General features: G+C 69.7%; 24 protein-coding genes. 8 read left to right on the top strand and 16 right to left on the bottom strand.

What is annotated here, in order from left to right; translation table 11 throughout:
• The first annotated feature begins 98 nt into the window (after positions 1-98).
• Positions 99-2,846 carry a SpoIIE family protein phosphatase gene (locus AB0N66_RS15265; RefSeq protein ID WP_365433803.1) on the top strand — a complete coding sequence of 916 codons (2,748 nt, stop codon included), beginning with the start codon at positions 99-101 and terminating at the stop codon, positions 2,844-2,846.
• Here the strand turns inward: AB0N66_RS15265 and AB0N66_RS15260 are convergent.
• Entirely contained in the window at positions 2,837-4,450 is a 1,614-nt protein-coding gene (locus tag AB0N66_RS15260) for an MFS transporter (protein WP_365433800.1), read from the bottom strand. The two genes, AB0N66_RS15265 and AB0N66_RS15260, sit on opposite strands and share 10 nt — an antisense overlap.
• Positions 4,451-4,641: 191 nt before the next feature.
• Here AB0N66_RS15260 and AB0N66_RS15255 point away from each other — a divergent pair, with 191 nt between their 5' ends.
• Positions 4,642-4,821 carry an antitoxin gene (locus AB0N66_RS15255; protein WP_365433797.1) on the top strand — a complete coding sequence of 60 codons (180 nt, stop codon included), beginning with the start codon at positions 4,642-4,644 and terminating at the stop codon, positions 4,819-4,821.
• A 13-nt stretch (positions 4,822-4,834) separates the two neighbouring features.
• On the opposite strand, the gene AB0N66_RS15250 is transcribed toward AB0N66_RS15255, so the two are convergent.
• From AB0N66_RS15250 to AB0N66_RS15230, 5 genes are all read right to left on the bottom strand, one after another.
• Positions 4,835-5,695 (bottom strand): ABC transporter permease, encoded by an 861-nt coding sequence (locus tag AB0N66_RS15250; RefSeq protein ID WP_365433794.1) that lies wholly within the window; start codon positions 5,693-5,695, stop codon positions 4,835-4,837.
• Complete coding sequence (locus tag AB0N66_RS15245; protein ID WP_365433791.1) at positions 5,655-6,587, bottom strand: ATP-binding cassette domain-containing protein; 933 nt, start codon at positions 6,585-6,587, stop codon at positions 5,655-5,657. The genes AB0N66_RS15250 and AB0N66_RS15245 overlap by 41 nt, the downstream gene beginning before the upstream one ends.
• Positions 6,584-7,039 (bottom strand): MarR family winged helix-turn-helix transcriptional regulator, encoded by a 456-nt coding sequence (locus AB0N66_RS15240; protein ID WP_365433788.1) that lies wholly within the window; start codon positions 7,037-7,039, stop codon positions 6,584-6,586. Before AB0N66_RS15240 ends, AB0N66_RS15245 begins: the two co-directional genes overlap by 4 nt.
• Positions 7,040-7,108: 69 nt before the next feature.
• Positions 7,109-8,173, bottom strand: coding sequence for an NAD(+)/NADH kinase (locus AB0N66_RS15235; protein ID WP_365433785.1), 1,065 nt, complete (start codon positions 8,171-8,173; stop codon positions 7,109-7,111).
• A gap of 20 nt (positions 8,174-8,193) precedes the next feature.
• Positions 8,194-8,898 carry a GAF and ANTAR domain-containing protein gene (locus tag AB0N66_RS15230; RefSeq protein WP_365433783.1) on the bottom strand — a complete coding sequence of 235 codons (705 nt, stop codon included), beginning with the start codon at positions 8,896-8,898 and terminating at the stop codon, positions 8,194-8,196.
• 180 nt (positions 8,899-9,078) lie between these two features.
• Here AB0N66_RS15230 and AB0N66_RS15225 point away from each other — a divergent pair, with 180 nt between their 5' ends.
• Both AB0N66_RS15225 and AB0N66_RS15220 read left to right on the top strand, forming a co-directional pair.
• On the top strand, positions 9,079-9,918 hold the full coding sequence (locus tag AB0N66_RS15225; protein ID WP_365433780.1) for an alpha/beta hydrolase: 840 nt from the start codon (positions 9,079-9,081) through the stop codon (positions 9,916-9,918).
• A 309-nt stretch (positions 9,919-10,227) separates the two neighbouring features.
• Positions 10,228-10,563, top strand: a complete 336-nt coding sequence (locus AB0N66_RS15220) for a hypothetical protein (RefSeq protein WP_365433777.1) — start codon at positions 10,228-10,230, stop codon at positions 10,561-10,563.
• Positions 10,564-10,661: 98 nt separating this feature from the next.
• Here AB0N66_RS15220 and AB0N66_RS15215 read toward each other — a convergent pair whose 3' ends face one another.
• Positions 10,662-10,835 carry a CsbD family protein gene (locus tag AB0N66_RS15215; RefSeq protein ID WP_365433774.1) on the bottom strand — a complete coding sequence of 58 codons (174 nt, stop codon included), beginning with the start codon at positions 10,833-10,835 and terminating at the stop codon, positions 10,662-10,664.
• A 170-nt stretch (positions 10,836-11,005) separates the two neighbouring features.
• Here AB0N66_RS15215 and AB0N66_RS15210 point away from each other — a divergent pair, with 170 nt between their 5' ends.
• The gene (locus AB0N66_RS15210) at positions 11,006-11,386 is read left to right on the top strand and encodes a MauE/DoxX family redox-associated membrane protein (RefSeq protein ID WP_365433771.1); all 381 of its coding nucleotides are present in this window, start codon (positions 11,006-11,008) and stop codon (positions 11,384-11,386) included.
• Positions 11,383-11,850, top strand: coding sequence for a peroxiredoxin (locus AB0N66_RS15205; protein WP_365433768.1), 468 nt, complete (start codon positions 11,383-11,385; stop codon positions 11,848-11,850). Before AB0N66_RS15210 ends, AB0N66_RS15205 begins: the two co-directional genes overlap by 4 nt.
• Positions 11,851-12,140: 290 nt before the next feature.
• Here the strand turns inward: AB0N66_RS15205 and AB0N66_RS15200 are convergent, their stop codons facing one another.
• Positions 12,141-14,963: an AAA family ATPase gene (locus AB0N66_RS15200; RefSeq protein ID WP_365433765.1), complete on the bottom strand. Its 2,823-nt coding sequence runs from the start codon at positions 14,961-14,963 to the stop codon at positions 12,141-12,143.
• A 188-nt stretch (positions 14,964-15,151) separates the two neighbouring features.
• On the opposite strand from AB0N66_RS15200, the gene AB0N66_RS15195 reads away from it, so the two are divergent.
• On the top strand, positions 15,152-15,814 hold the full coding sequence (locus AB0N66_RS15195; RefSeq protein WP_365433762.1) for a response regulator transcription factor: 663 nt from the start codon (positions 15,152-15,154) through the stop codon (positions 15,812-15,814).
• 232 nt (positions 15,815-16,046) lie between these two features.
• Positions 16,047-16,262 (top strand): hypothetical protein, encoded by a 216-nt coding sequence (locus tag AB0N66_RS15190; protein ID WP_365433759.1) that lies wholly within the window; start codon positions 16,047-16,049, stop codon positions 16,260-16,262.
• Positions 16,263-16,311: 49 nt separating this feature from the next.
• Here the strand turns inward: AB0N66_RS15190 and AB0N66_RS15185 are convergent, their stop codons facing one another.
• The 8 genes from AB0N66_RS15185 to AB0N66_RS15150 form a co-directional block, all read right to left on the bottom strand.
• Positions 16,312-17,511, bottom strand: coding sequence for an SPFH domain-containing protein (locus tag AB0N66_RS15185; RefSeq protein ID WP_365433756.1), 1,200 nt, complete (start codon positions 17,509-17,511; stop codon positions 16,312-16,314).
• Positions 17,512-17,522: 11 nt separating this feature from the next.
• Complete coding sequence (locus AB0N66_RS15180; RefSeq protein ID WP_365433753.1) at positions 17,523-17,771, bottom strand: hypothetical protein; 249 nt, start codon at positions 17,769-17,771, stop codon at positions 17,523-17,525.
• A gap of 272 nt (positions 17,772-18,043) precedes the next feature.
• Positions 18,044-18,922 carry a hypothetical protein gene (locus tag AB0N66_RS15175; RefSeq protein WP_365433750.1) on the bottom strand — a complete coding sequence of 293 codons (879 nt, stop codon included), beginning with the start codon at positions 18,920-18,922 and terminating at the stop codon, positions 18,044-18,046.
• 117 nt (positions 18,923-19,039) lie between these two features.
• A complete protein-coding gene (locus AB0N66_RS15170) occupies positions 19,040-19,954 on the bottom strand; it encodes an ROK family protein (protein ID WP_365434488.1) in 915 nt (304 codons plus the stop codon).
• Positions 19,955-19,983: 29 nt separating this feature from the next.
• Positions 19,984-21,648, bottom strand: a complete 1,665-nt coding sequence (locus AB0N66_RS15165) for an ABC transporter ATP-binding protein (protein WP_365433747.1) — start codon at positions 21,646-21,648, stop codon at positions 19,984-19,986.
• Positions 21,645-22,514, bottom strand: a complete 870-nt coding sequence (locus AB0N66_RS15160; RefSeq protein ID WP_365433744.1) for an ABC transporter permease — start codon at positions 22,512-22,514, stop codon at positions 21,645-21,647. The genes AB0N66_RS15165 and AB0N66_RS15160 overlap by 4 nt, the downstream gene beginning before the upstream one ends.
• Positions 22,511-23,470 (bottom strand): ABC transporter permease, encoded by a 960-nt coding sequence (locus AB0N66_RS15155; RefSeq protein ID WP_365433741.1) that lies wholly within the window; start codon positions 23,468-23,470, stop codon positions 22,511-22,513. The genes AB0N66_RS15160 and AB0N66_RS15155 overlap by 4 nt, the downstream gene beginning before the upstream one ends.
• A gap of 4 nt (positions 23,471-23,474) precedes the next feature.
• Entirely contained in the window at positions 23,475-25,268 is a 1,794-nt protein-coding gene (locus AB0N66_RS15150; protein ID WP_365433738.1) for a peptide ABC transporter substrate-binding protein, read from the bottom strand.
• Between the last annotated feature and the right edge of the window lie 35 nt (positions 25,269-25,303).

Below are 25,303 nucleotides of genomic sequence, written 5' to 3'. Positions count from 1 at the left end.
GGAAGCGGTACGCGGCGGCCGCGGCAGGCCGCCCCCGCCTCTGTCACACCGGGTGACGCCTCTCGCCTCCGGGCGCCGGGCGGTGTAGACATATGCACATGGTCCGACTAATGGGTCGATCCCGGGCTCAGTCGACCGGGACACCTCACAGACCGCCCGATCCTCGGGGGCCGCATGAGGGCGGGCCACGCCGGAAGCCGCGCGGACGGCTGTGGTCGGCGCTGAGCGGGCGCAGCGTCGCCGGTCAGGTGTTCCTGCTGCAAGTGGTGATCGTGCTGCTGCTGGTGGTGTCCGCGGTGGTGGCGCTGGTTCTGCAAGTTCGCCATGACAGCACGGTGGAGGCCCACAACCGTTCGCTCTCCGTCGCCGAGACGTTCGCGAACTCGCCCGGCATCGTCGATGCGCTGCGCTCCCCCGACCCCTCGGCTGTGCTCCAGCCGCGGGCCGAAGCCGCGCGCAAGGCGACGAAGGTGGACTTCATCGTCGTCATGAACACCGACGGGATCCGCTACACCCACCGCTTCCCTGACCGGATCGGAAAGAAGTTCGTCGGGGACATCTCCCGCCCCCTGGCCGGTCACGCCATCACAGAGGAGATCACCGGGACCATCGGGCCGCTGGTGCAGGCCGTGGTTCCCGTCAGGGCGCCGGACGGATCGGTCGTGGGCCTGGTGTCGGCCGGGATCACGACGGCGAACGTGGGCGGTGTGGCGGACCGGCAGCTGCCGCTCCTGCTGGCCGCCGCGGCCGCCGCGCTCGCCCTGGCCACGGCCGGGACGGCACTCGTGAGCAGACGGCTGCTGCGCCAGACCCGGGGCCTTGGCCCGTACGAGATGACCCGGATGTACGAGCACCACGACGCGGTACTGCACGCCGTCCGGGAGGGCGTGATCATCATCAGCGACGAGGGACGGCTGCTGCTCGCCAACGACGAGGCGCACCGACTGCTCGATCTGCCCAAGGACGCCGACGGGCGGCCGCTCGTCGAACTCGGCCTCGATGCGGACATCGCCGGCCTGCTGGCCTCGGGACGGGTCGCCACGGACGAGGTGCATCTGGTCGGAGACCGGCTGCTGGCGATCAACCAGCGGCCGACGGACCTCCAGGGCGGCCCGTCCGGCAGCGTCGCGACACTGCGTGACTCGACCGAGCTGCGGGCACTGTCCGGCAGGGCCGAGGTGGCACGCGAACGCCTCAAACTTCTGTACGACGCGGGGGTGGGCGTCGGCACCAGCCTGGATGTGACCCGCACCGCCGAGGAACTGGCGGAGGTGGCCGTGCCGCGGTTCGCGGACTTCGTCACCGTGGATCTGGCCGAGGCCGTGCACAGCGGCGAGGAGCCGGAGACGTTCGGCAGGCTGCGCCGCACGGCGTCCAGCGGAATCCGCGACGACGCCCCTCTCTACCCGGTGGGCGAACAGATCGCCTTCGTCGCCACCTCACCGCAGGCCCGCAGCATCAGCACCGGCCAGTCCCTCGTCGAACCCGACCTCAGCAAGGCCACCGGCTGGCTCGCCCAGGACCTGGAGCGCTCCGCGCAGGTCGTGGAGTACGGAATCCACTCGCTGATCACCGTCCCGCTGCGGGTGGGCCCGCTGGTGATGGGCGTGGTCCAGTTCTGGCGTTCCGAGAAGCCGGAGCCCTTCGACGTGGAGGAGCTGACGCTCGCCGAGGAACTGGTGGCCCGTGCCGCGGTGTCCATCGACAACGCGCGCCGCTACACCCGCGAGCACACCATGGCCGTGACGCTGCAGCGCAGTCTGCTGCCGCGCAACCTGCCCGAGCAGACCGCCCTGGACATCGCCTACCGCTATCTCCCGGCGCAGGCGGGGGTGGGCGGGGACTGGTTCGACGTACTGCCGCTGTCGGGCACCCGGGTCGCCGTCGTCGTGGGCGATGTCGTCGGGCACGGGCTGCACGCCGCGGCGACGATGGGGCGGCTGCGTACCGCCGTGCACAACTTTTCGGCGCTGGATCTGCCGCCCGACGAACTGCTGGGGCTCCTCGACGAGTTGGTCGGCCGTATCGACCAGGACGAGGACGTGGAGGACGGCGGCGGCGCCGTCACAGGTGCCACCTGCCTGTACGCGATCTATGACCCGACCTCCCGGAAGTGCACCATCGCCCGGGCCGGCCACCCGCCGCCGGCGCTGGTTCGTCCCGATGGCAGCGTCGAGTTCCCCGAGGTGCCCGCCGGTCCGCCGCTGGGCCTCGGCGGTCTTCCGTTCGAGACGGTCGATCTCGTCCTCGAGGAGGGCAGCCGGCTGGTTCTCTACACGGACGGGCTCGTCGAGGACAGGGAAAGGGACATCGACGTAGGGCTTGAGCTGCTGCGCGCCGCCCTGGCGGGGGCCGACCAGTCACCGGAGGGCACCTGCCGGGCCGTGCTGGACGCCCTGCTCCCGGCCCGGCCGAGCGACGACATCGCGCTGATCGTGGCCCGCACCCACGCACTCGGTGCCGACCGGATCGCCGACTGGCAGGTACCGGCCGACCCGGCGGCCGTCGGCGAGGTACGTGCGTCGGTCACCCGGCAGCTCGCCCAATGGGGACTGGACGACATGGTGTTCGCCACGGAGCTGATACTCAGCGAGCTGGTCACCAACGCGATCCGTTACGGCAGTGGACCGATCCAGGTGCGGATGCTGCGCGACCGCAGTCTGATCTGCGAGGTCTTCGACACCAGCAGCACTTCACCCCACCTGCGTTACGCGGCCACCACCGACGAGGGCGGGCGCGGACTGTTCCTCGTCGCACAGCTCTCCGAACGCTGGGGCACCCGCTACACCCCCACGGGCAAGGTGATCTGGACCGAGCAGCCGCTGCCTTTTGACGCTCAGCCCTGAGGAGGACGGCTGTCGCGCGCGTCCGCGTCGGCCACGTTCGCCGGGGCGTCCTCGGACTGCGCGAGCGGCAGGCCGGCGCCGCCCTGGAGGCGCTCCAGGTCGTCGGGGCGTACCTGGATGACGATCAGGGCGACCAGTGCGGCCACGACGGCGAAGATGGCGGCGACGATGAACGAGCTCGAAATGCCGGAGGCGAGCACCTGCTCGCCCCAGGGCGCCGGGAGCTGCCCCGTCCTGCGGAACTCCAGTCGCTGGGCCGGGGTCGCGTTCGCCATGAACCGGGCGACCTGGTCGGTGGCCTCGTTGCGGCTGGCCGTGCCGTAGACGGTGACCAGCACGGACAGACCGAGCGAACCGCCCACCTGCTGGGTGGCGTTGAGGATCCCGGAGGCCGCTCCCGCCTCGTGGGGCGCCACGCCCGACACCGCCATCAGCGTCAGTGAAACGAACTGCAGGCCCATGCCGAAGCCGAAGACCAGCATGGGGCCGAGGATGCTGCCCAGGTACGTACTGTCGACGTCGGTCAGCGTCAGCCAGCCCAGTCCCACGGCGGCCAGGATCGCGCCCACCGCCATGAAGGGCTTGGGGCCCCACTTGGGCAGCAGCTGCGAGGCGAATCCCGCGCCGATCGCGATGATGACGCTCACCGGCAGGAAGGCGAGCCCGGCCCGCAGCGGACTGAAGCCCAGGATGTTCTGTACGAACAGGGTCAGGAAGAAGAACATGCCGAACATCGCCGCGGCCAGGGTCAGCATCATCGCGTAGACGCCGGAGCGGTTGCGGTCGCGGAACATCCACAGCGGGGTGATGGGCTGCCTGGACCGGCGCTCGACAATGATGAACAGGGCGAGGAACACGACCGCGGCCACGAAGGCCATGACACTCACGCTGTCGCTCCAGCCCTCCTCCGACGCGCGGATGAAGCCGTAGACCAGCAACACCATGCCGAGCGTGGAGGTGAGCGCGCCGAGGAAATCGAAGTGGCCCGGGTGGCGCTCGGATTCGCGGATGTAGCGGGGAGTCGCGAGCACGATCAGCAGGCCGATGGGCACGTTGACGAAGAGGACCCAGCGCCAGTCGAGCCACTCCACGAGCACTCCGCCCGCGAGCAGCCCGATAGCGCTGCCGCCCGCCGAGACGGCCGCGAAGACACCGAACGCCCTGTTGCGTTCGGGCCCTTCACGGAAGGTCGTGGTGATCAGCGACAGAGCGGTGGGGGAAGCGATGGCGCCGCCGACGCCCTGCAGCGCGCGTGCCGCCAGCAACTGCCAGGATTCCTGGGAGAGTCCGCCGAGCAGGGACGCGAACACGAAGAGCAGCACACCGAAGATGAAGACCCTGCGCCGGCCGAGGATGTCGCCCAGCCGTCCGCCCAGCAGAAGCAGACCGCCGAAGGTCAGCGTGTAGGCGTTGATCACCCAGGAGAGGTTCTCGGTCGAGAAGCCGAGCGAGGTCTGGATGTGCGGCAGTGCGATGTTCACGATGGTGATGTCGAGAACCACCATCAGCTGGCATGAGGCGATGACGAGGAGTGCGATACCACTGCCTTTGCCCCGCTCCGGGGATTCGGCAGGCTCCGTGGGTGTCGTCTGAGCGCCTGTCATGAGATGTCCTGCGTCCCAGGTCAGAAGTGAACGTCGACGTTCACTACACCGACGTTAATCCGGTGCGCCCGACCCCACCAATCGATCATGCCCACGTCGAGGTGGCCACCGCTTTCCGCGGCGCTGAGATGCGGGGACCCGGCTCCACGGGAACACTGAGGCAGTGGGGGCAAGAGCGAAAGGACACCATCATGTCCGTAATGGACAAGCTGAAGAGCATGCTCAAAGGCCACGAAGCGCAGGCCGACAAGGGCATCGACAAGGCGGGCGACGCCATCGACGACAAGACCCAGGGCAAGTACAGCGGCCAGGTGGACACCGGTCAGGACAAGCTCCGGGACCAGTTCGGTACGCGCCCCGAGGACCGGTAGGGCCACCTGCGGCTCAACGGGCCAGGCGGCCCAGCAGTGACGAGGCGGACCAGATGCCGAGAGCCGCGGCCACGGCCAGGACGCCGAAGTCGAGTGCCAGGTGGGCGTGCGTGCCGAGCAAAAGCCCGCGCAGCGCGTCCACTTGGTAACTCAGGGGGTTGATCTTGCTGATGACCTGGAGCCAGCCGGGCATGATGCTCACCGGGTAAAGGGCGTTGGAGCCGAAGAACAGCGGCATCGTGATGGCCTGGCCGATGCCCATCAGGCGGTCCCTGCTGAGCACGATGCCCGCGATGGTCATCGAGAGGCAGGAGAAGAAGGCCGACCCGAGGATGACGACCACGGCAACGCCCAGCAGGCGAAGGGGGTTCCAGGTCATTCCCACGCCGAGCAGTGCGGCGATGACGATGACCACAACCGCCTGGATCACCGCTTTCACCCCGGAGGCGAAGGCCTTCCCCGTGATGAGCGCGGACCGCGGGGTCGGTGTGACGAGGAGTTTCGTGAGGATCCCGGCGTCCCGTTCCCAGATGATCTGGATGCCGTAGAAGATGGCGATGAACATCGCGGACTGGGCGATGATTCCGGGCGCCAGATAGTCGATGTAGGGGATGCCGCCGGTGGGTATGGCCTTGATCTTGGTGAAGGTCTCGCCGAAGATCAGCAGCCAGAGCGCCGGCTGGACCGCCCGCGTGTACAGCTCGGTGCGGTCGTGGCGGATTTTCTGCAGCTCGACCGCGCACATCGCGCCGACCCTGGCGGGCAGCACGCGCCAGCCGGTGCGGGCCTGGGGCGGGACGAGGAGCAGGTCGAGGCCGGCCGGGTGGACGTGGTCAGCCGACACGGGACGCGGTACGGCGGGTGCTTCGGACATCGCTGAAGGCTCCTGACTTGTCATCGAGGCCGCTGCCGGCGATGTCGCGGAAGACGTCCTCCAGCGTGGGCAGTTCGCCGGGCGTCGTGATTCCGCGCCGTTCGCCGAGGTCCCTCCTCAGCTCATCGGGCGTGCCGAGGGCGTGGATCTGGCCGCGGTGCATCAACGCGACGCGGTCGCAGTACTGGTCGGCCTCGTCCATGTAGTGGGTCGTCACGAGGACGGTCATGCCGGTGGCGGCGCGTACGGCGTTGATGTGCTCCCACACGCTGGTACGGGCGATCGGGTCGAGGCCGATCGTCGGTTCGTCGAGGATCAGCAGCCGGGGCGCGCTGACCAGGGCCTGCGCGAGTTCCAGGCGGCGGACCATGCCTCCGGAGTACGTCTTGGCGAGCCGGTCGGCCACGTCGGCGAGGTCGACCGCGGCGAGCGCCTGGTTCACGCGTGCCGCACGTTCCTTGCGCGAGACGTCGAAGACGCGGGCGAACAGCTCCACGTTCTCCCGGCCGGTGAGCCCGGCATCGGCGGAGAGCTGCTGCGGTACGTAGCCCAACAGGCGGCGTACCGGCATACGTTCGCGGGTGGCGTCGTGCCCGAACACGCGGACCATACCGGCGGGGACCGGCAGCAGCGTGGTGATGCAGCGGATGGCCGTGGTCTTGCCGGCGCCGTTGGGCCCCAGCAGGCCGAACACCTCGCCGTCGTGGACGGAGAGGTCGAGTCCGTCGACCGCGGTCGTCTCGCCGAAGGTGTAGGTGAGCGCGGAGCAGGTCACGGCGTCCGTACGGGGATCGGTTGCCGCCGCCCGTATGTCGTCGGCGCGTGGCTCCTCGCCCTTCACAGTGCGCCCCTGCTGCACGGGGTCTTGCCTTCCGGTCGTGTCGCGCGTCATGTCTCCTCGGCCTCCTCGTGCAGGTTCGCCGCCAGCTTGCGCAGGGCCGGGAGGGCTGCCTCCAGTGCGGCGCGGTCGGCCTCGTCGAGACGGGTCACCTGTCGGCGTACGAGCGCCGCTCGGCGCTCTCGCCAGTCGCGCAGCCGTGCTTCGGCCGCCGGTGTGGGCAGCAGTCGCGCGGCCCGCCGGTCGGCGGGGTCCGTCTCGCGGATCAGATAGCCCTGCCGGACCAGCTGGTTGACCAGCGTCGATACCGAATTGCCCGCCAGGTAAAGGTCCTTGGCGGCCTCCGACACACCGATGCCCGGCCGGGCCACGACCAGCCGCAGCAGACCGATCTCGGCACCGCGCAGGTGCGGGGCGGTCATGCCACTGCGCAGCCGCCGCCTGATCAGCCGTTGCACTCCGGCCAGGGTGTCGGCCAGCGCCTCGGGAAAGCTCTCTGACTCCACGTTTCGACAATAGCTCTGTGTCAGAGGTATTTCGGGAAAGGGAGAGTCAAGAAGGGGTAAGCAGCGGGCTCAGCGGGCCCCGGACGGCGGCGGCAGTCGCAGATGGGCGAGATCTGACGGTATCGGGGAGTCGGGCCGGAAGAACGGAGCTCCTTCCCCGTCCGTCGCCGTGGCGGGTGCGTCGGTCAGTCGGAACCTGTCGCGGAGCCTGCCGTAGAAGTCAGTGGGGCGCAGGCGGATGAGGCGCGCTCGCTGCGGGGCGCGGAAGACGCCGATCCAGTCGCCGGGGTCGAGCACTCCGCGCAGCTGGCCGTCGACGCTGACCGCGGCCTGACCCGAATGCGGCAGGACGCGCAGGGCCACGGGTTCGTCGGGGGCGGCCACGACACTGCGGTTGAAGGTCATGTGGGGCGCGATCGGGGTGAAGACGAGCGCGTCCATGTGCGGGGAGAGGATCGGCCCGCCGGCGGCGAAGCAGTAGGCGGTGGAGCCTGTGGGGGTGGCGACCGCGACGGCGTCGGCCGAGTAGGAGGCCAGCAGGCGGCCTGCCAGGTAGACACCCAGGCTCACCTGGTGGTCCCGGGCCAGCTTCTCCACGACGACGTCGTTCAGGGCCATGACGTCCAGGGCCAGCCCCCAGCCCTCCCCCTCGGTGGTCTCGGGGCGCACCTGCGGCGGTGGAAGGGCGGGGCCGCGGCCGTAGCGCAGCAGGGCTTCCATCCGCTCGGGTATCTCCAGGGCCCGAGAGGCGCGCATGGTCAGCGTCATGCGTTCCTCGACGGTGGCGTGGCCGTGGTGGACGGCTTCCAGCGCTTCGCCGACGTCGGATGCCTGCACCTCGGTGAGGAAGCCGACCTTGCCCAGGTCGACGCCCAGCACACTCGCCCCGCTCTTGAGCGCGATCCGCGCCCCTCTGAGGAACGTACCGTCACCGCCGAGCGTCACCACGAGGTCGGGATTGCCCGCCGCCTGCGCCTCCGCCCGGCCGCCGAGGCGTTGGTGGTCCTTGGCCCACACATCGATGTCGGTGCAGGGAATGTCGTGGGCGTCGCACCAGTCGTGGACCGTACGGGCGACGTCCTGGGCGGCCGGGCGGCCCAGGTGGACCACCAGGCCTACGCGCTGTACTGCCATGGAAACCTCCAGGTGCGCGCTCAGGCCGGTCTCTCGCCTGTCTCGCAGATCCGGCGGGCGATCTCGCGGAGTTTGATGTTGTGGTCCTGGGAGGCCTTCTTGAGGACGCCGAAGGCCGTTTCCTCGGTCAGGCCATGGCGTTCCATGAGAATTCCCATGGCCTCACCGATTTCGTGGCGGGTTTCCAGGGCGTGCCCGAGCTGCTGGTGGGTGCGGGCCGCGGAGAAGGCGACGGCCGCGTGCGAGGCGAGGATCCAGCCCGCCGTCTGGGCCACCTCGTCGAAGGTGCGCGGGTGGTGGGAGTACAGGTCGAGCGCGCCGAGTTCGTCGTCCTCGGTGAAGAGCAGAAAGCCCATCATGCTGCCCATGCCCAGCTTTCGCAGTTCGGGGGCGAAGCGGGACCAGCGCTCATGGGGATGGCTCAGATCCTTGATGGTGTAGACCTGCGTGCGGTCGGTGACCGCGTCGAAACACGGGCCCTCTTTGAGGTCCTGCTGGATCCGGTCCGCCGTGCGCACCACGTCGCTCGTCGCCGAAAGGGCCTTCACTTCGCCCCGGTGCACAGTGAGGATGCCGGCCTCGTCACAGCCGTTGATCAGAACCGTCGCATGTTCCACGATGCGGTCCATGGTGGCCTGGACCGAGTCCTGAGCCAGCAGATCCCGTGCCATCTCCGCCAGGGAAACGGCGAACCGCTCCCAGTCCTCGCGGGTCTCATCCGACATGTATCACCTGCTTTTTGTGGAAGCGCGACCGCCGCTCACCCAGATTTCCATCTTGCCACCAGCAGGCCTCCCCCGCGCAGAGCAGCCCTTTTCCGGGTTTTCCGGCACCAATTTCCGGGCTTTCCGGCACCACGCGAATCCGGTTGCTCCAGGCCCTGCGGCCCTGTCAGGGTCTTGGCCATGCCCAACTTCTCCGCACCTGACGGAACCAAACTCGCCTACCACGTGTTCGGGGACGGCCCTCCTGTGGTCTGCCTGCCCGGCGGACCGATGCAGGCGTCCGTGTACCTCGGTGACCTCGGTGGCCTTTCGGCACACCGGCAGCTGGTCATGCTGGATCTCCGAGGGACCGGACAGTCGCAGACTCCTGGGGACGCCTCCTCCTACCGTTGCGACCGTCTTGTCGACGACGTGGACGCCCTGCGCGAGCATCTCGGTCTGGAGAACATGGACCTGCTCGCGCATTCCGGCGGTACGAATCTGGCGGCGCTGTACGCCGCCCGGCACCCGGAGCGGGTGAGCAGGCTCGCACTGATCACGCCGAGCGTCATGGCCGTCGGCCTTGCGATCACCGGGGAACTCCGGCGCGAGACCGCGCGGCTCCGCCGGGACGAGCCGTGGTTCCCGACGGCGTTCACGGCCCTGGAGGCGATCACCGCCGGCCGGGCGACGGACGACTCCTGGGAGGCCATCGCGCCCTTCCTCTACGGTCGTTGGGACGAGAGGGCGCAAGCCCATCACGCCGCTGAGGACGGTCAGCGGAACAACGAGGCCGCGGCCGCCTACGGTGCGGAGGGCGCCTTCGACCCGGACGGCACGCGTGCTGCGCTGGCACTGCTCGGGGCGCCGGTCCTGCTGCTCGCCGGCGAGGTCGACCTGAACTCTCCTCCTCCCGCGATGACCGAACTCGCGGGGCTGTTCCCGAACGCCAGGCTGGTCGTTCAGCCGGGTGCCGGACACTTCCCGTGGCTCGACGACGCCGAACGGTTCGTGGCGACCACGGCTGCGTTCCTGGGGTAGGCGACCGGAACCAAGGGGACATTCGCGCGTTTACGGGGCCAGTGGGGACGTCGAGGATGTGAGGGACCCGGGAACATCACCGAGGTGTGGAACGCGAGAAGTTGAGCATGCGTCTGACAAGTCAGGCAACGCTCCGGAGCGTGGCCGCGCCCGCATTGTCAGTGCCCTCGGGAACAATGCCGAGCAGCGAGAACGTCACCGCTCCCGGCGGTACGCGATCGAACCCGTCCGTCGAAAGGCCGCCCGCACATGACGCCCCTTCTCCACCGCCGCGCCATGCCGCAGGCTCCGACCGAAGGCCGGTGACCCATGCTCCGAGCCCTCCCCCGCGCCCGCGTTCCGCTCAGCCCCGGCGGCGCCGACGTCCTGCGTCTCGTCATGGAGCAGCGCGCTCCCGTCTTCCTCACGGTGCACGCCAACGGGCTTCGGCGGTACGGCTACTGGCAGGCCGTCGGTTCGGCGGCCGGGCGCGGAGGCTGTCACGTCGCGCTGCCCACCGACGAGTGCGACGCGTTGCACGCGGCGGGCCGGATCGTGCTGGGGGATCCGTTGGTGGATCCCGCGAAGACCATCTACCCGGTGCGGGCGGCTGTGGCCACCGCACCATCCCTGGCAGATACACCGCGGCAGGCGCTGACGGCGTGAGCGCGAACGCGGAGGCCTCCTTCCGCACGCCCCCAGGAACGCACAATGAAGCGGGCCTGCCGCATCATGATGCGGCAGGCCCTGCGGCGTAGGTGTCGTCAGTGCCGGAAGACGTCCTTCGCCTTCTCCTTGGCCTGGCGGGCGTCGCCCTTGGCTTGATCCGTCTTGCCTTCGGCGGTCATGCGCTCGTTGCCGACCGTGCGTCCGGCGGCTTCCTCGGCCTTGCCCTTGGCCTGCTCCATCTTGGCCTTTGCCTTCTGGTTCTTGGCCATCGTGGTTCACATCCTCGCTGGCTCGACACATGCGTTCTACTCATACGACTCACCGGCAAACTCCACATCAAACATGCAGGAGTCTGCTGCCGCACACGGCGGCCGCACCCCCCTCGCCCCCTCCGACTTACCATCCAGTAATGTCGCGCGACAGGTCCAGAGGAGGAACCGTGCCACGGTCGGAACGCTCGCCCCTGTTGCTCGCCGGCCTGTTGGCCACCGCGGGCGCCGCTCACTTCATCGCCCCGCGCCAGTTCGACGCGATCATCCCGAGTGCTCTGCCCGGGTCGCCCCGGGCGTGGACCTACGCGAGCGGTGCCGTGGAACTCGCGCTGGCGGCCGGGGTGGCGCTGCCCCGTACACGGCGTGCCGCCGCGCTGGCCACCGCCACCTTGTTCGTCGGGGTGTTCCCGGCCAACATCCAGATGGCCGTGGACTGGCGCCACAAGCCCGCACCGCTCAAGGCCGCGGCCCTGGCGCGGCTTCCGTTGCAAGTACCGCTCGTGCTGTGGGCACGTGGCGTCGCCAAAGGTGGAGAGGGACGGTCATGACGAGTAGCGCGGTTGTGGGTGACACGGTCGAGGACTTCGCTCTGCCGGACGAGACGGGTACGGTCCGGCATTTGTCGGAGCTGCTCGGCGAGGGACCGGTGGTGCTGTTCTTCTATCCCGCCGCCCTCACCGCGGGCTGCACGGCCGAGGCGTGCCACTTCCGTGATCTGGCCGCCGAGTTCTCCGCCGCCGGAGCGCGGCCTGTCGGGATCAGCGGTGATTCGGTCGACCGCCAGCAGGAGTTCGCCGGTCGCCACACGCTCGGTTTTCCGCTGCTGTCCGACGCCGAGGGAACAGTCCGTGAGCGTTTCGGGGTGAAGCGCGGCTTCTCCCTGGCGCCCACGAAGCGGGTCACCTTCGTCATCGCGCCGGACCGTACGGTCCTGGAGGTGGTCCGCAGCGAACTGCGGATGAGCGCACACGCCGACCGCGCCCTCGCCGCGCTGCGCGCCCACAAGAGCTGAGTCACCCGTCCAAGCTCAGTCAGCCGTCCGAGCTGAGTCACCCGTCCAATAAGTACATGGCCCCATTCGAGGGGCATGCTCACGTGAACAGGCCCCGCCCCTCTGCGGATGGTGGACGGGGCCCGTTCACTGGGCCTCATTCTCAGCGCCTCGTCAGGCTTCCGGGAGGGAGTGAGACCGGGCGCTCCGGCAAAGCGGCGTGCACCCCGTGTGAAGGGTGCGGCTCCCGTGTGCGAACCCAAGATCCCCGCACCTGAGAGGCGGCACGTGCAGAGGGTGGACCCCAGGCCTCAAACGCCCTGCGTCGGGCCGGGCGCCCGTTCGCCCATCGCGGCGGGGAGTTCCGTCCTACGGCGGATGCCGAGCTTGCGATAGGCGCTGGTCAAGTGGGTCTCGACGGTGCGCCGGGCCAGGTGCAGCAGCTCCGCGATCTCGGTGTTCGTCCGGCCGTCGGCGGCGAGCGCGGCGATGCGGCGTTCGCTACCGGTCAGTGCCGCCCAACCGGTGAGCGCCGTAGCGCCGCCGCGGGAGCCTGCTTCGGGCAACGCCTCCTCGGCGAGGGACCGCATGCGCACCGCGCCCAGCCGTTCCGCGCGCTCGGCGGCCTCCCGCAGTGCTGCGCGGGCGCGGGCCCGGTCGCCGGCGGCGGAGAGCTGCCGCCCCTGTGCGATCAGGGCGGGAACCAGCTCGGTCTGTGCGGAGGCGTCCCGGAGTATGCGTACAGCTCTGTCGGCCAGTTCCAGACCTCGCCTGCCCCCGGTCGCCGTGGCGAGCCCCCGCATCGCCCGGCCCACCAGCCGCGGGGTGTTCCACACCAGCGCGAGCCGCATTTCCTCCCGGGCCAGGGCGAGGGCCTCCTGCGGACGCCCGAGCGCGACACGGCAGTCGGCAGCCGCGCTCCGCCAGGGCGTGACGACCGGGCTCACCACATCGCGCGCCGACTGCCGGCGCCCACACTCCAGGAAGTCGGCGAGCGCACCCGCCTGATCACCTGACGCGGACCGCAACACGCCCCGCGCGTAAAGGAATCGGTTGAGTTCCCAGGAGTCGCGCGCCTCCCGGAGATCGAAGCTGTCCACGAGGCGAGCCGCCTCCGGTGTACGGCCCGTCTCGACCAGGGCGATCACGGCGTGCGCGTGCGCGTTGGCCGGATCGGACCGGTGAGGGCGGGTTTCGGTGACCTGCCAGGCCCCGGGGTCGGCCAGCAGATCCGCGTACGCTCCGCGCCCCGCGGCGATGTCCGCCCGCACGTTCAGCAGCGCAGGATGCATGGGGTGCAGAAGTGACGGGCGTTGCCCGGCCAGTCCGCGGCCCACCAGTCCTTCGGCCTCGTCCGGTTCGTCGGCCCACTGCGCGACGGCGGCGGCCGTGCCCAGCAGGAAGGGTTCCGCGAACGGGTCGGCGGGTTCGTCGAGTAGCTCGCGGATCCGCTTCATCGCCGTGGCCGCGGAAATGTGACCCGCCGTCGACTCATAGCGCACCAGGAGTGCCCGCCCGGCCGTTCCGATGAGGTGCGGCGACCGTTCCGCGGTGTCGTACAGCCACCGGTAGGCCTCCTGCCTGATCACCTGGTCGTGGTCCGACAGCAGTGCCGAGGCGAGCTGCAGCAGACGGATCAGGTCGGGATGGTCGGCCAGCTGATCGTCCAGACCGCGGAGTGCGTCGACCGCCGCACGGCCCTCGCCCCGCAGGGCCAGCGCCGTACCCAGAGCGACCGCCGCCCGCGCCCGGTCCTGGGGCATGCCGGGCAGCCGTGCCGCCTCGGCGAGCCGTGGTATCCCGGCCGAGGAGCGGGCGGCCGCGAATTCCAGGGAGCCCAGCTCTATGAGGACCGTGGCCCGGCGGGCGGGCGTCAGCGGCTCCTCCAGCGTCCGGCGCAGATAGGACACGGCGTCGTCGGTTCTGCCGTGCCGGACCGCGACGGTCGCGGCGTCCAGGAGCACGGCCGTGGCCCACTCCGCGCCCACGCCGACCACGGAAGTCCGCAGGAGCTGTCCTGCCACCGCTTCGGCGTGATCGCCGCGGCGCAGCATCACCTCGGCCGCCGTGCGGTGGGCCGCCTGCCGCCGGACGCTGGGCCAGCCGCTCACCACCGCGTCCCGCAGCAGGGGGTGGGCATAGCGCGCCCGTCCGTCCGGATCCGTGCGCAGCAGCCCCAGGTGGGTCATCGCGGTGAGCCAGCCCGGCACTCTCGCGGGGTCGACTCCCGCCATCCGGGCGAGCAGTTCGGCACCCGTCCCCTCACCTTGCCCGTCGTCCAGGACATCACCGTCGAGCGCCGCGAGCGCGCGGGCGACACCGGCCGTCGCGGGGCCCGCGCTGTCCAGCCACCAGGAGACGGCGGCCGGGTAGGCGCCCGGATACAGGGCCGCGCAGGTCTGCGGCACGGTTTCGGGCAGGGTGCCCGCCGGTTTCTTCACCCGGAGATCGTCCAGCAGGGCGCGCAGCAGCAGAGGGCTGCCCGCACCTGCCCGTACGCAGTCCTCCACCCATTCGGGTTTCGCGGCCCCGGCGTCCGAACGGATCAGCTGGGCTGCCGCGTCAGCGCTCAGCGGGGCGAGCGTGTGGGTGCGTACGAGGGTGGGTGAGAGCGTGTGCGCCAGGCCGTCCGAGGGCGGGTCGATGTCGTACTGACAGCGCTCGGTCACGACCAGCAGAAGGGGTATTCCGTCGATCCGCCGGGCGGCGTCGACGAGCCAGCGGCGCGAGGACTCGTCGGCGAAGTGAACGTCGTCCACGGCCACCAGCAGGGGCTCGCCGTCGGCGTACGCGCGCAACTGGTTCCACAGCTGTGCGGCGTACGTCCGGTCGTACGCCGATTCGCCCTGCTGCGGACACGGCTCGGCGCTCGTGAACTCGGTCACGAGGGACAGCAACCGGAGCACCGCGGCGAAAGGGACGGCCTCGTCGTCGGGCGAGCAGCGGGCCCGCAGCACCCGCGTGCCGCGCGCCTGTGCCTGTTCGGCGACGGCTTCCAGGAGGGCCGTGCGGCCAGTGCCTGTCGCTCCTCTGAGCAGCACCAGACGGCCGGACCCGGCCCGGGCACGATCCGCCTCGGCCGCCAACAGCTCCATGGCCTCCCGGCGTTCACGCAGCGGTCCGAGTTCGCACATCGATGCCTCCTCCGGTGGGCGTCTCATGATCGATCTCGTGGTGCGTCTCGTGGTCCTCCACGATTGCGCGGTCACACCGGGCGCAGAAGGCTAGGACAAGCCCATTGGGCACTGACGGCACGGGGGCCACCGGCATACGGACTTGGGAGTAACGGTTGCACGGCTCACCACCGACCACTGACGCAGACGTGTCGCAACGGCCCACCGAAACGGGTGCGTTGGTTTCCACCGGCCGGATACCCGTGGTGGTCCAGGCGCCGGACCCGATCTCCCTGGCCGGGGTACGCAGTCTGCTGGGGCAGCAGCCGGTGATCGATCTCCTCGACGATGTGGAGGCCGGTCCCGGCACGGTGGCCGTAGTGGTGAACGAGACGCCGGACGAGAGCACGCTCTCGCAGTTGCGCCGACCGGTACGCGGTGACGGCGTACGCGCTGTCCTCGTGGTGGGCGTGATCCGTGAAGCCGAACTCCTCGATGTCATCGAGTGCGGAGTCGGGTCCATCGTCTGGCGCCACGAGGCCACTGCGCACCGGCTGGTGCAGGCCGTGCTCGCGGCCTCTCGGGGCGACGGTGATCTGCCCGCGGATCTCCTGGGACGCCTCATCACTCAGGTGGGTTCACTCCAGCGCTCCGCGGCCGGCCATTCCGGTGTCCCGCTCTCCGGCCTGGTGCCGCGTGAGGTCGATGTCCTGAGGCTGGTGGCCGAGGGAATGGACACCGGGGAGATAGCGAGCAAGCTGTCCTACTCCGAACGCACGGTCAAGAACGTCATGCACGGGCTGACCAACCGACTGCACCTGCGCAACCGCGCACATGCCGTGGCCTATGCCCTCCGCGAAGGCTACCTCTGATCGAACGGACCTTCGCACAGGAGCCTTTCGGGCAACTCCGTCGACGGAACAGGCACACCGGTCAGCAAGCGGACACGGGTCTCGACCGGTGGGCGCGCGAACCCGCGCCCTGAACATGTCACTCCTTGGCCATGTGCTTCCGGTTCTGCCCGAACTGGGAGGATGAGTCCCGCGGCGACGCCGCGGCCTTACCGTAGAGGCGAGGCACCGACCCCGAGGAGAAGCGCCAACCGTGCACGACGCACCGATCTACGCCCAGTTGATATCCGAGCGCGGCGACATACCGCTACAGGTCCGCACCGAGGCAAGCAGGATCCAGCGCGAACTCGACTGGATCGTCAACGCCGGTCCCGCATCCGGGGGTCTCCTCCCCAGACCTTCCGCCGCCTCGGTACCGAGCTCCCGCGCCCTTCCACCCGGGTCCGGCTCGACCGGCTGGCTCGCCTGACGCGAGCGTCAACCGTGGAGCGCGGTCCCGAGTTCGCACCAGAACCGCCCTAGCGGGGGTTACCGGGACCGTCCTCCCGCTCCCCCTCGTCGGTGTCCTTCCCCGGCGTACCCGAATACCCCTGCAATTCCAGTAGCCCCTTGACCTTCTCGGCGCTGCCGTCGCCGTTCTGGCCGTTCAGGTTCTGGCGCACGGAGTCCAGGATCGTCAGGCCCTGGGCGACCAGGCCCGCGGCGATCTCACCGAGTCCGTCCGCGCCGTTGAGGACGTTGACGTTGGCGCCGGCGAGGCCGCCCGCGGCTTCCTTCACGATGAGCGGGAGCTGGTCGATCAGCATCCTGTCGAGGGCGACACGGTCGTACGACGCGGCGGCCGCGGCCTGGATCTTCATGCGCTCCGCCTCCGCGATGGCGAGCACCCGGATCCGTTCGGCCTCGGCCTCGGCGGGCTTCACGATCTCGGCCACCAACTGCTGCTGACGCAACTTGGCGGCGCGCTGGGCCAGTTCGGTCTGCGCGGCGAGCACTTCCTGCTGCGCGTGCGCCTGTGCCAGCGGTCCGGCCTGCGCGGCCTGCGCCTGAGCGCGGTCCACCTCGGCCGAGTACTCCGCCCGCACGATCGCGGTCTGCCGGGCGTACTCGGCCTGGTTACGGGCGGCGACCTGCTCCGCCTCCACCGAGGCCTGAGTGGCCTGGGCCTGAGCTATCTGGGCCTGCCGCTGGATGGCCGCCTTGTGCGGCGCGGACATGGCCTCGATATAGCCGGTGTCGCCGTCATCGATCGACTGGATCTGCAGCGAGTCCACGATCAGGCCGATCTTCGCCATCTCGATCTTCGAGGTGTCCAGGACCTCCGCGGCGAGTTTCTGCCGCTCGGTGACGATCTCCTCGACCGTCATCGAGCCGATGATCGAGCGCAGGTGGCCGGCGAAGATCCGGCCGGTCAGCACCGACATCTGCTCCTGGTCGGAGAGGAACCGCTGCCCCGCGTTGATGATGCTCTCCGTGTCGTTGCCGACCTTGAAGGCGATCACGGCGCGGACGTGCAGTGAGATGCCCTGCCGGGTGACGCAGGTCTCGGTGACCTCGGCCTCGCACATCGACAGGGTGAGAAAGCGGGTCTTGCGGAAGACGGGGAGCACGAACTTGCCGTGCCCCGTCACCACGCGGAACGGCGCTCCGCCCAGTCCGCGCCTGCCCCCCGAGATCAGCATCGCCTCGTCAGGGGCGGGCACGCGGTAACCGAACATCCTTGTCCTCCTCAGACTGCGCCGGCGGGACCGCCCAACGCTTCGAGTGGATCATCCCATTTGATGACCTCGACCTCACGGCGGCCCCGGGACTCGATCACGAGCACGGTGGACCCCGTCGGCAAGGGCTCCTGCGACCACGCGAAGAAGGTCTCGGATCCGCCTCTGACCCGCACCAGGATCTCGCCGGGGCCGGCGGCTCCACGCGTGCCGATGAGCAGCTCCCCCGTACAGCCGATCACGGCCTCGTCCTGCTCCACTGCCGGAAGCCCCCATCACTCGGGTTTTCCTTTCGACTGTAGTCCTACCCGTAAGTGCTTGGGCAGTTTGTAGCCGCGCTGGGCCGGCAGGGTGCGCAGCCGCTCCAGGGAGTCGATGATCAGGCCGTCGACGGCGTCGTCGATGAGCTCGTGATGCAGGCGAGCGTGGTAGCCGCGCCCGGGGGTGTCCGAGGGGGTGGCGGGGCGAGACCTGGACTGAATCCAGACGGTCGGATGCCACGCACCCCCTCGGACGCCCCCGGCGTCGGCGCTCAGCTCTTGGTGAACTTGTAGGTCATGCTGTCGGTCAGGACGCAGAAGCCGGGCGAAATGACGATCACGCGCAGGGTTCCGGTGCGCCGGTCGTAGTCGATGCCCTCCGCCTCGAAGGTGCCCGTGCAGCCGCTGCGCAGCGGGAGTTGACGCAGGGCCGTGACGTGACCCGTCACATTGGTACTGCCCGGCTCGGCGGACAGATCGATCTGGAGGAGCGGCTTGGTGTAGCCGAAGAGCGTGCCCGCCGGGTCGTCGGACGAGCAGAGCAGCTGGGTCGAGGTGACGAAGTCGCAGCCCTGTACGTCACGTACGGCGTGGTCGAGGGTGATGGTGGACGCCTGCGGCAGGTTCGCCGAGGGCGAGGTGCTCGAGTTCACGCCCGGGGTCGGGAACACCAGGAATCTGGTCATGGTGCCGTACTCGCCGTTCACCATCCACGAGCCACTCGGTGAGATGGCGACCCAGGAGTTGTTCAGCGCCTCCCCGGAGTTGAGCGTGTGGACGTACTCCGACCACGCGCCGCCCGGCGCCTGCACCCGGAACATCTTGCCGGTGCCGCCGTCGGCCTGATACGGCTCGATGTAGTAGCCGTTGTAGGAGGCGTCCGGGTCCCCGACGTGGTTCCAGCCGCGGGCGTAGACATCGATGGGGATGGTGCCGACCCCCGTGTAGCGGTTCGGGCTTCCGGCCGGCACCTCGACCGAGGTCAGGCCCTGGCTCTCGGCCAATGCGTCGGCGTGATCCGAGCCCACCTCGGTCCAGGTGTCGGCGGCAGCGGCGGCCGCGGTGGCGGAGACCGTCAGGACCGCGGCTGTGGTGAGGGTGACGAGACCGGCCAGAGCCGCGTGACAACGTTGCCGGACTAGCATGCGCATGTGTTCTGCTCCTAGGTGGGGGGTGCTTGTTCGGCGCACAGTCTGGCCTGCCACGAGGGGCATGTACAGACCAATGTATGGACGCCGGGCGTCAACTCACCGTCCGGCAAACGACAGTTACACCCGCGCGACCACGCCGAGTTCCGTACGCGCCCGGGACGCGGCGCCGATCGCGACGGCTCCGCTGCCCAGCCGGGCCCGCACGACCCGGATCGGATGCCCGCTGACGGGCGGCTCGGCGGCGAGTGCGGCCCGTATCGACGGCTGGAGCACATCCCACGCCCCGCTGACACCGCCGCCGATCACGACCGTCGTGATGTCGGCCAGGCCGGCCGTGACCAGGATCGCGCGCGCGACTCCCGCGCCCGCGGCCTCGTACACGGCGATCGCGTCGGGGTCACCATCAGCCGCCGCCTCCGCGACACCTTCTGCGGTGAGCAAGCGTCCCGTCCGCTCGCCGTACCGCGCCCGGATCGCGCGTCCCGAGGCGAGTGTCTCCAGGTGGCCGCGGCCACCGCAGGTGCAGGGGAGGTCGCCGAAGCCCGGGATGTGGCCCACCTCTCCGGCCGCTCCGTGCGGGCCGTCGAGCAGTTCGCCGTTCAGCCACAGCGCTCCGCCGACGCCTGTGCCGAGCGTCATCCCGAGCACGTACGGTTCGCCCACGACCGCGCCCTTGGCCGTCTCGCCGCGAAGGAAGGCGTTCACGTCGTTGTCGAGGAAGGCCGGAACACCGAGCGCCTCCTCCACGGTCGCCGTCACCGCGAACCCGGCCCAGGAGTTGAAGGAGTCGCTCGCCACGAGGATGCGCCCGGCGCGGCTGTCGACGACGCCGGCGGCGCCGATGCCGACCCCGAGCAGCTGTGCGGGCACCCGGGCCCGGAGGACGCCGAGTGCGTCGAGCGCGGCGCGGACCATCGCCTGCCCGCCCTCGCTCGCCGGTGTCGGCACCTCCGTGGAGTCGACCACGTCGAGGTCGGCCGTACAGAGCAGGACCTGTGTGGTCGTGCCGCCGATGTCGACACCGGCGAACACCTCGGGCGCCGGGCGGACTTCGGAGGCCTTCACGCCTTCACCCCCTGGACGGCGTGCCGTTCCTCGCGCCGTCGGCGTTGCAGGACCGGGTCGGGCACGGGCACGGCGGCGATGAGCCGGCGCGTGTAGTCCGTCCTCGGGTGCAGGAGCGTGGTCGCGGTACTGCCCTCCTCCTCGATGCGCCCGGCACGCATGACGACCACGTGCTGCGCGAACTGCTGTACGACGGCTAGGTCGTGGGACACGAACAGGCAGGCGAAACCCAGTTCGTCCTGGAGCTCGGTAATCACTTCCAGAACCGACTGCTGAACGCTCACGTCGAGCGCGCTCGTCGGCTCGTCGGCGACCAGCAGCCGCGGTTCGAGGACCAGTGCACGGGCGAGACTCACCCGCTGACGCTGGCCGCCCGACAACTCGCGCGGGCCGCGCTGCGCCAAGTCCCTTGGCAGCCGGACGCGTTCGAGTACGTCCCCGACCCGGGACCGGCGCTCCGCCGCCGACATCCCGCGGCGGTGGACACGCAGCGGCTCGGCGACGCACTCCCCCACACTCATCCGGGCGTCGAGGGAGGCCACCGGGTCCTGGAGGACCACACCGACGCCTGACAGCAGGGCGCGGCGGGCCCGCCCCCTGGTCCGGCCGAGATCCGCGCCGAAGAGTGCGACCGAACCGGATGACGGCGCTATGAGGCCGAGGGCGACGCGGGCCGCGGTCGACTTGCCCGAGCCGGACTCACCGACGAGGCCGACGGTCTCGCCGGGCCGGACCGTGAGCGAGATGTCGCTCAGCGCCCGTACCGCCCGCGGTCCGCGCCCGAACCGCACGGACACGTCCTCCAGATCGACCACCGGGTCGGCGGAGGGCCGGCCGTGGACGGGGCTCTCCCGCACCGGCCCCGGCTCGGCGACCGTCAGCCGCGGCACCGCCCCCAGCAGCCGCTTGGTGTACTCGTGCGTGGGGCGCAGCAGTACCTCCTCCACCGGACCCGTCTCCACGACCTCCCCCTGGAGCATCACGGCGACGCGGTCCGCGAAGTCCGCCACGACCCCCATGTTGTGCGTGACCAGCAGAACCCCCGTGCCGGAGTCGGCGGCCAGTGCGCGCAGCAGGTCGAGGATCTCGGCCTGCACGGTGACGTCGAGCGCGGTGGTCGGCTCGTCCGCGATGAGCAGGCTCGGCGCGTTCGCGATCGCCATGGCGATGACCACGCGCTGCCGCTGTCCGCCTGAGAGCTGGAAGGGGAACGCGGACGCCCTCGTCTCCGGGTCCGGGATGCCGACGCGGCGCAGGAGTTCGACCGCCTCACGGGCCGCGTCCTTGGAAGTGACGCGCCGGTGGTTGCGTACGACCTCGGCTATCTGCGCGCCGATCCGGGTCAGCGGATCGAGCGCGGTCGCCGGTTCCTGGAACACCATCGACGCCGTACGGCCACGGAGGCCGGTGAGGTCGGCCTCGGCGGCGGCGATGACGTCGGTCCCGTCGACCAGGGCACGGCCCGTGGCGCGGGCGCTGCCGGGCAGCAGCCCCATCGCGGCGAGTGCGACCGTCGACTTCCCGGAGCCGGACTCGCCGACTAGGGCCAGCGTCTCCCCTGGTCGGACGTACAGCGACACATCACGGACGGCGGGTACGTCACCCGTCTCCGTCGAGAACGTGACGCCCAGGTTCTCGATCCGCAGGATGTCGGTGGTCATCCGCGCCCCCGAACGTCGAAGGCGTCGCGCAGGCCGTCGCCGATCGCGTTGAACGCGCAGACGACGACGATGATGGCGAGGCCGGGCGGAACGATGAGCCACCAGCGTCCGGAGTACGCGGCGGTGAGACCGGCCGACAGCATCCCGCCCCAGTCCGTGGCCGGTGGCTGGACGCCCAGGCCCAGGTAGGACACGTAGGCGACGAGCAGGATGGCGTCGGCGACCTGGAAGGTCGCCGCCACCACGATCGTCGAGACCGAGTTCGGCAGGATGTGCCGGGCGATCGCCCGGCCGTGCGTGCCGCCGATCGCGCGAAGGGTCAGCACATAGTCCCGGCCCTTGAGGGTGAGCGTCTCGGCCCGGATGAGGCGTGACGGCACGAGCCAGGACACCAGCCCGAGGATGAGGACGAGGCCCCAGGTGTCCGGGGTCGTGATGGCGGAGACCACCAGGAGGATGAAAAGCGCCGGGATGGCGATTCCCGCGTCGACGACGCGCATCATGACCGCGTCGATCCAGCCTCCCGCGTACCCGGCGACCGCTCCCCAGAGTGTGCCGATGACAGTCGCGAGGACGCCGGCCGCGAGGCCGACGAGGAGCGACACCTTGCCGCCGAACATGAGCCGCCCGAGCTCGTCGTGTCCGACGGCGTCGGTACCGAGCAGATGCGCGCCGCCGGGTGCGAGATTCACCTGGGTGAGGTCCGTGTGGGTCTGGTCGGTCGAGTAGAGCAGTGGGCCCACGAAGCAGAAGAGCAGGAAGAGTACGACGACGGCCAGGCCGGCCACCGCGAGTCTGTTCCGCGTGAACCGGCGCACGGAGAGGCTGTAACCGGCGACGGTCTCCACGGTCAGTACGGCGCTCATGTCCGGCCCGCCTTCACTCGGGGATCGACGATCCGCTGGACGATGTCGGCGAGCAGGGTGCCGATGACGGTCGCGACGGAGATGACGAGGACGCAGCCGAGCAGGACCGGATAGTCGGAGGACTGCGCGGCGCTCCAGAACAGCAGCCCCATCCCTGGGTAGTTGAAGAGCTGCTCGACGACGAGCGCACCGCCGAAGAGCACCGGGATGTAGTAGCCGAGCATGGCGATGACGGGCGTGAGTGAGTTGCGGAACACATGCCGCCACAGGATCGCGCGCGGCCGTGCGCCACCGGCTCGCGCGGTCCGTACGTAGTCCTCGGAGAGGTTCTCCAGGGTCGCGGCGCGCATGTAGCGGCTGAACACCGCGACCATGGAGGCGGCTCCCGCGACGACCGGCAGGACGAGCGCGTTCGGCTGCGCGAGCACCTGCCCGAGTGTGTCGCCCTGGGGCGCCTGCGAGGGGAACCAGGGCAGGAGTTGGGTGAACACGAGGACCAGCAGGAGGCCGAGGAAGTACACCGGCGTCGCGTACGCGACGAAGCTCAGCGTGGTGATGACGTAGTCCGCCGGCTTGTTGCGCCGGACGGCCTGCCACATGCCGAGCGGGATCGCGAGCGCGAGCCCGACCAGGGCGGAGAGGACCGTCAGGACGAGGGTCTTCGGGAGGCGCTGCTCGATGAGCCGCGACACCGCCTCGTTCAGGGTGTACGAGGTGCCGAGGTCGCCGTGCAGGAGGGTGCGCAGGTAGTAGACGTACTGCACGGGGAGTGAACGGTCCAGGCCCTGCTCGTGGTTGAACTGCGCGATCTGCTGGGCCGTGGCCTGCGGGCCGAGGATCCCGCGTGCGGGACCCCCGGGCAGCGCGTGCAGGAGGCAGAAGACCACCACCGTCACGATGAGGATCACCGCGAGGGACTGGAGGACGCGCCGGGTCAGATAGAGGAGCGTGTCCATGCGGTCAGCTGTTCCACTTCCACTGGGCCGGGTGGAAGTTGGCGAGCGAGTCCTGCGAGAAGCCGCCGAGGCCTTCCTTGACGACCGAGATCTGGTAGTCGGGCTCCGGCAGCCAGATGACCGGCAGGTCCTTCGCCACGGCCGCGCTGTAGTCCTGCACCGCCTGCGCGTCGTTCGACGTCGTGGACGCGGAGATGAGCTGGTCGACCTCCGGGTTGGAGTAGTTGCCGAAGTTCGAGCCGCCCTTGGTCTGGAAGAGCGAGTCACCGGTGGGGAAGGCGTTGAAGTACCAGCTGCCCGCGGTGCCGAAGTACGAGAGCTGCCACTTGCAGATCGACTCGCTCGCGGTGCACGGCGGAGTCTGGGACAGCACCGAGTTGACGGGCGCGGTCTTGATGGTGAACTTGATCCCGGTCTTCTCCAGCGAGGACTGGATCGCGCTCATCATGTTGTCGGTGACCGTCGAGCCGGACTGCGACAGCACCTCCATCTGGAACTTGGTGCCCTTGGCGACCCCGGCGCCGCACTGCGAGGCACCACTGCCGGCGTCCGTGCAGACCATGACGCCGTCCTGTTCGGTCCAACCGTGGCCGGTCAGCAGCGACTTGGCGGCCGAGGTCGAGAACGGGTACGGGTTGTTCTTCTGCGTCGGCGAGAGGAAGTCCGAGGACTGGCCCTGCGGGATCGGGCCGTAACCCGGGACGGCGGTGCCGTTGAAGATGACCTTCGCCAGGCTGTCCTGGTCGATCGACTTCTGGACCGCCTGGCGCGCGTACAGCTGCTTGAACACGGCGCCCATGGAAGGGTTGTTGAAGTTGTACGGCATGTACGTGATCGCCCAGCCGGACCACGGCTTCACCGAATAGCCCTGCGCGGTGAAGCTGTCCTTCTGGTCGAGGTCGGTCGCCTCGATGTAGCCGTAGTCGACGCTCCCGGAGCGCAGCGCGTTCTTCTCGGCGTCCGCCGTCGTGAACGGAAGCAGGTTCACGGTCGCGATGCCGGGCTTCTCACCGCCGTCGTACTTCTCGTTGGCGGCGAGCACGACCTTGCCGGAGGTCGAGAAGGACTTGACCGAGTAGGGGCCGCTGATCGTCTTCCACAGCGAGTCCTTCTCGTACCCGGAGATGTTCTTCGCGGCGTTGTTGAGGTAGGTCCACACCTGCTTGGCGCCCGCGGCCGTCCGGTCGGCGTCCGACACCGCGGCCGTGGCGCTCGTCCTGTCCCAGGCGTGCTGCGGAAGCGGGTGGATGTCGGTCAGCTCGTTGGCGAGCATCCACTGCGAGTTGTAGGCCTTGTCGAAGGTGATGGTGAAGTGCCGGTCGTCGACGGTCTTGAGCGAGGTCCAGTTGTCCGGCGCCTTGCCGGGGTTGTACCCCGCCCACTCCTCCTTGTTCGCCTTGATGAGGTTGAACCAGAACTCGACGTCGCGTGAGGTGATCGGCTTGCCGTCGCTCCACGTGCGGTCGCCTAGCGTGATCTTGACGCTCTTGCCGTCGGACGCGAAATCGGCTGCGGTTGCTATGGACGCCTGCTTGTTCCAGGCGATCTTGCCGGTCGAACCGTCGTAGGCGACCAGGCGCTCCCACAGGCTGTCGGAGATGGAGCTGTTGTTGGTGTTGAGGTGCGCCGCGGTGCCGATCGGAAGGATCCAGTTCGGGGTGAAGTTCGCGGGCAGCGCGTAGTTGATGGTGTCGGGGGAAGCGGACGACGTGCCGCCCGTCCCTGAGCAACCGGCGAGCAGCAGTGCGCCCGCCGAGACGACGGCACCGGCGACAAGTGTCGTGCGAGCAGGGGGCATGGCTCTCCTCAGGATCCGCAGGGGGAACAACGGCG

It is taken from the genome of Streptomyces sp. NPDC093544 (assembly GCF_040683495.1).
In the GTDB taxonomy this organism is placed as follows: Bacteria; Actinomycetota; Actinomycetes; order Streptomycetales; family Streptomycetaceae; genus Streptomyces.
Note: the sequence above shows the minus strand (reverse complement) of the source record. Positions and strands in the feature narration are given on the sequence as shown.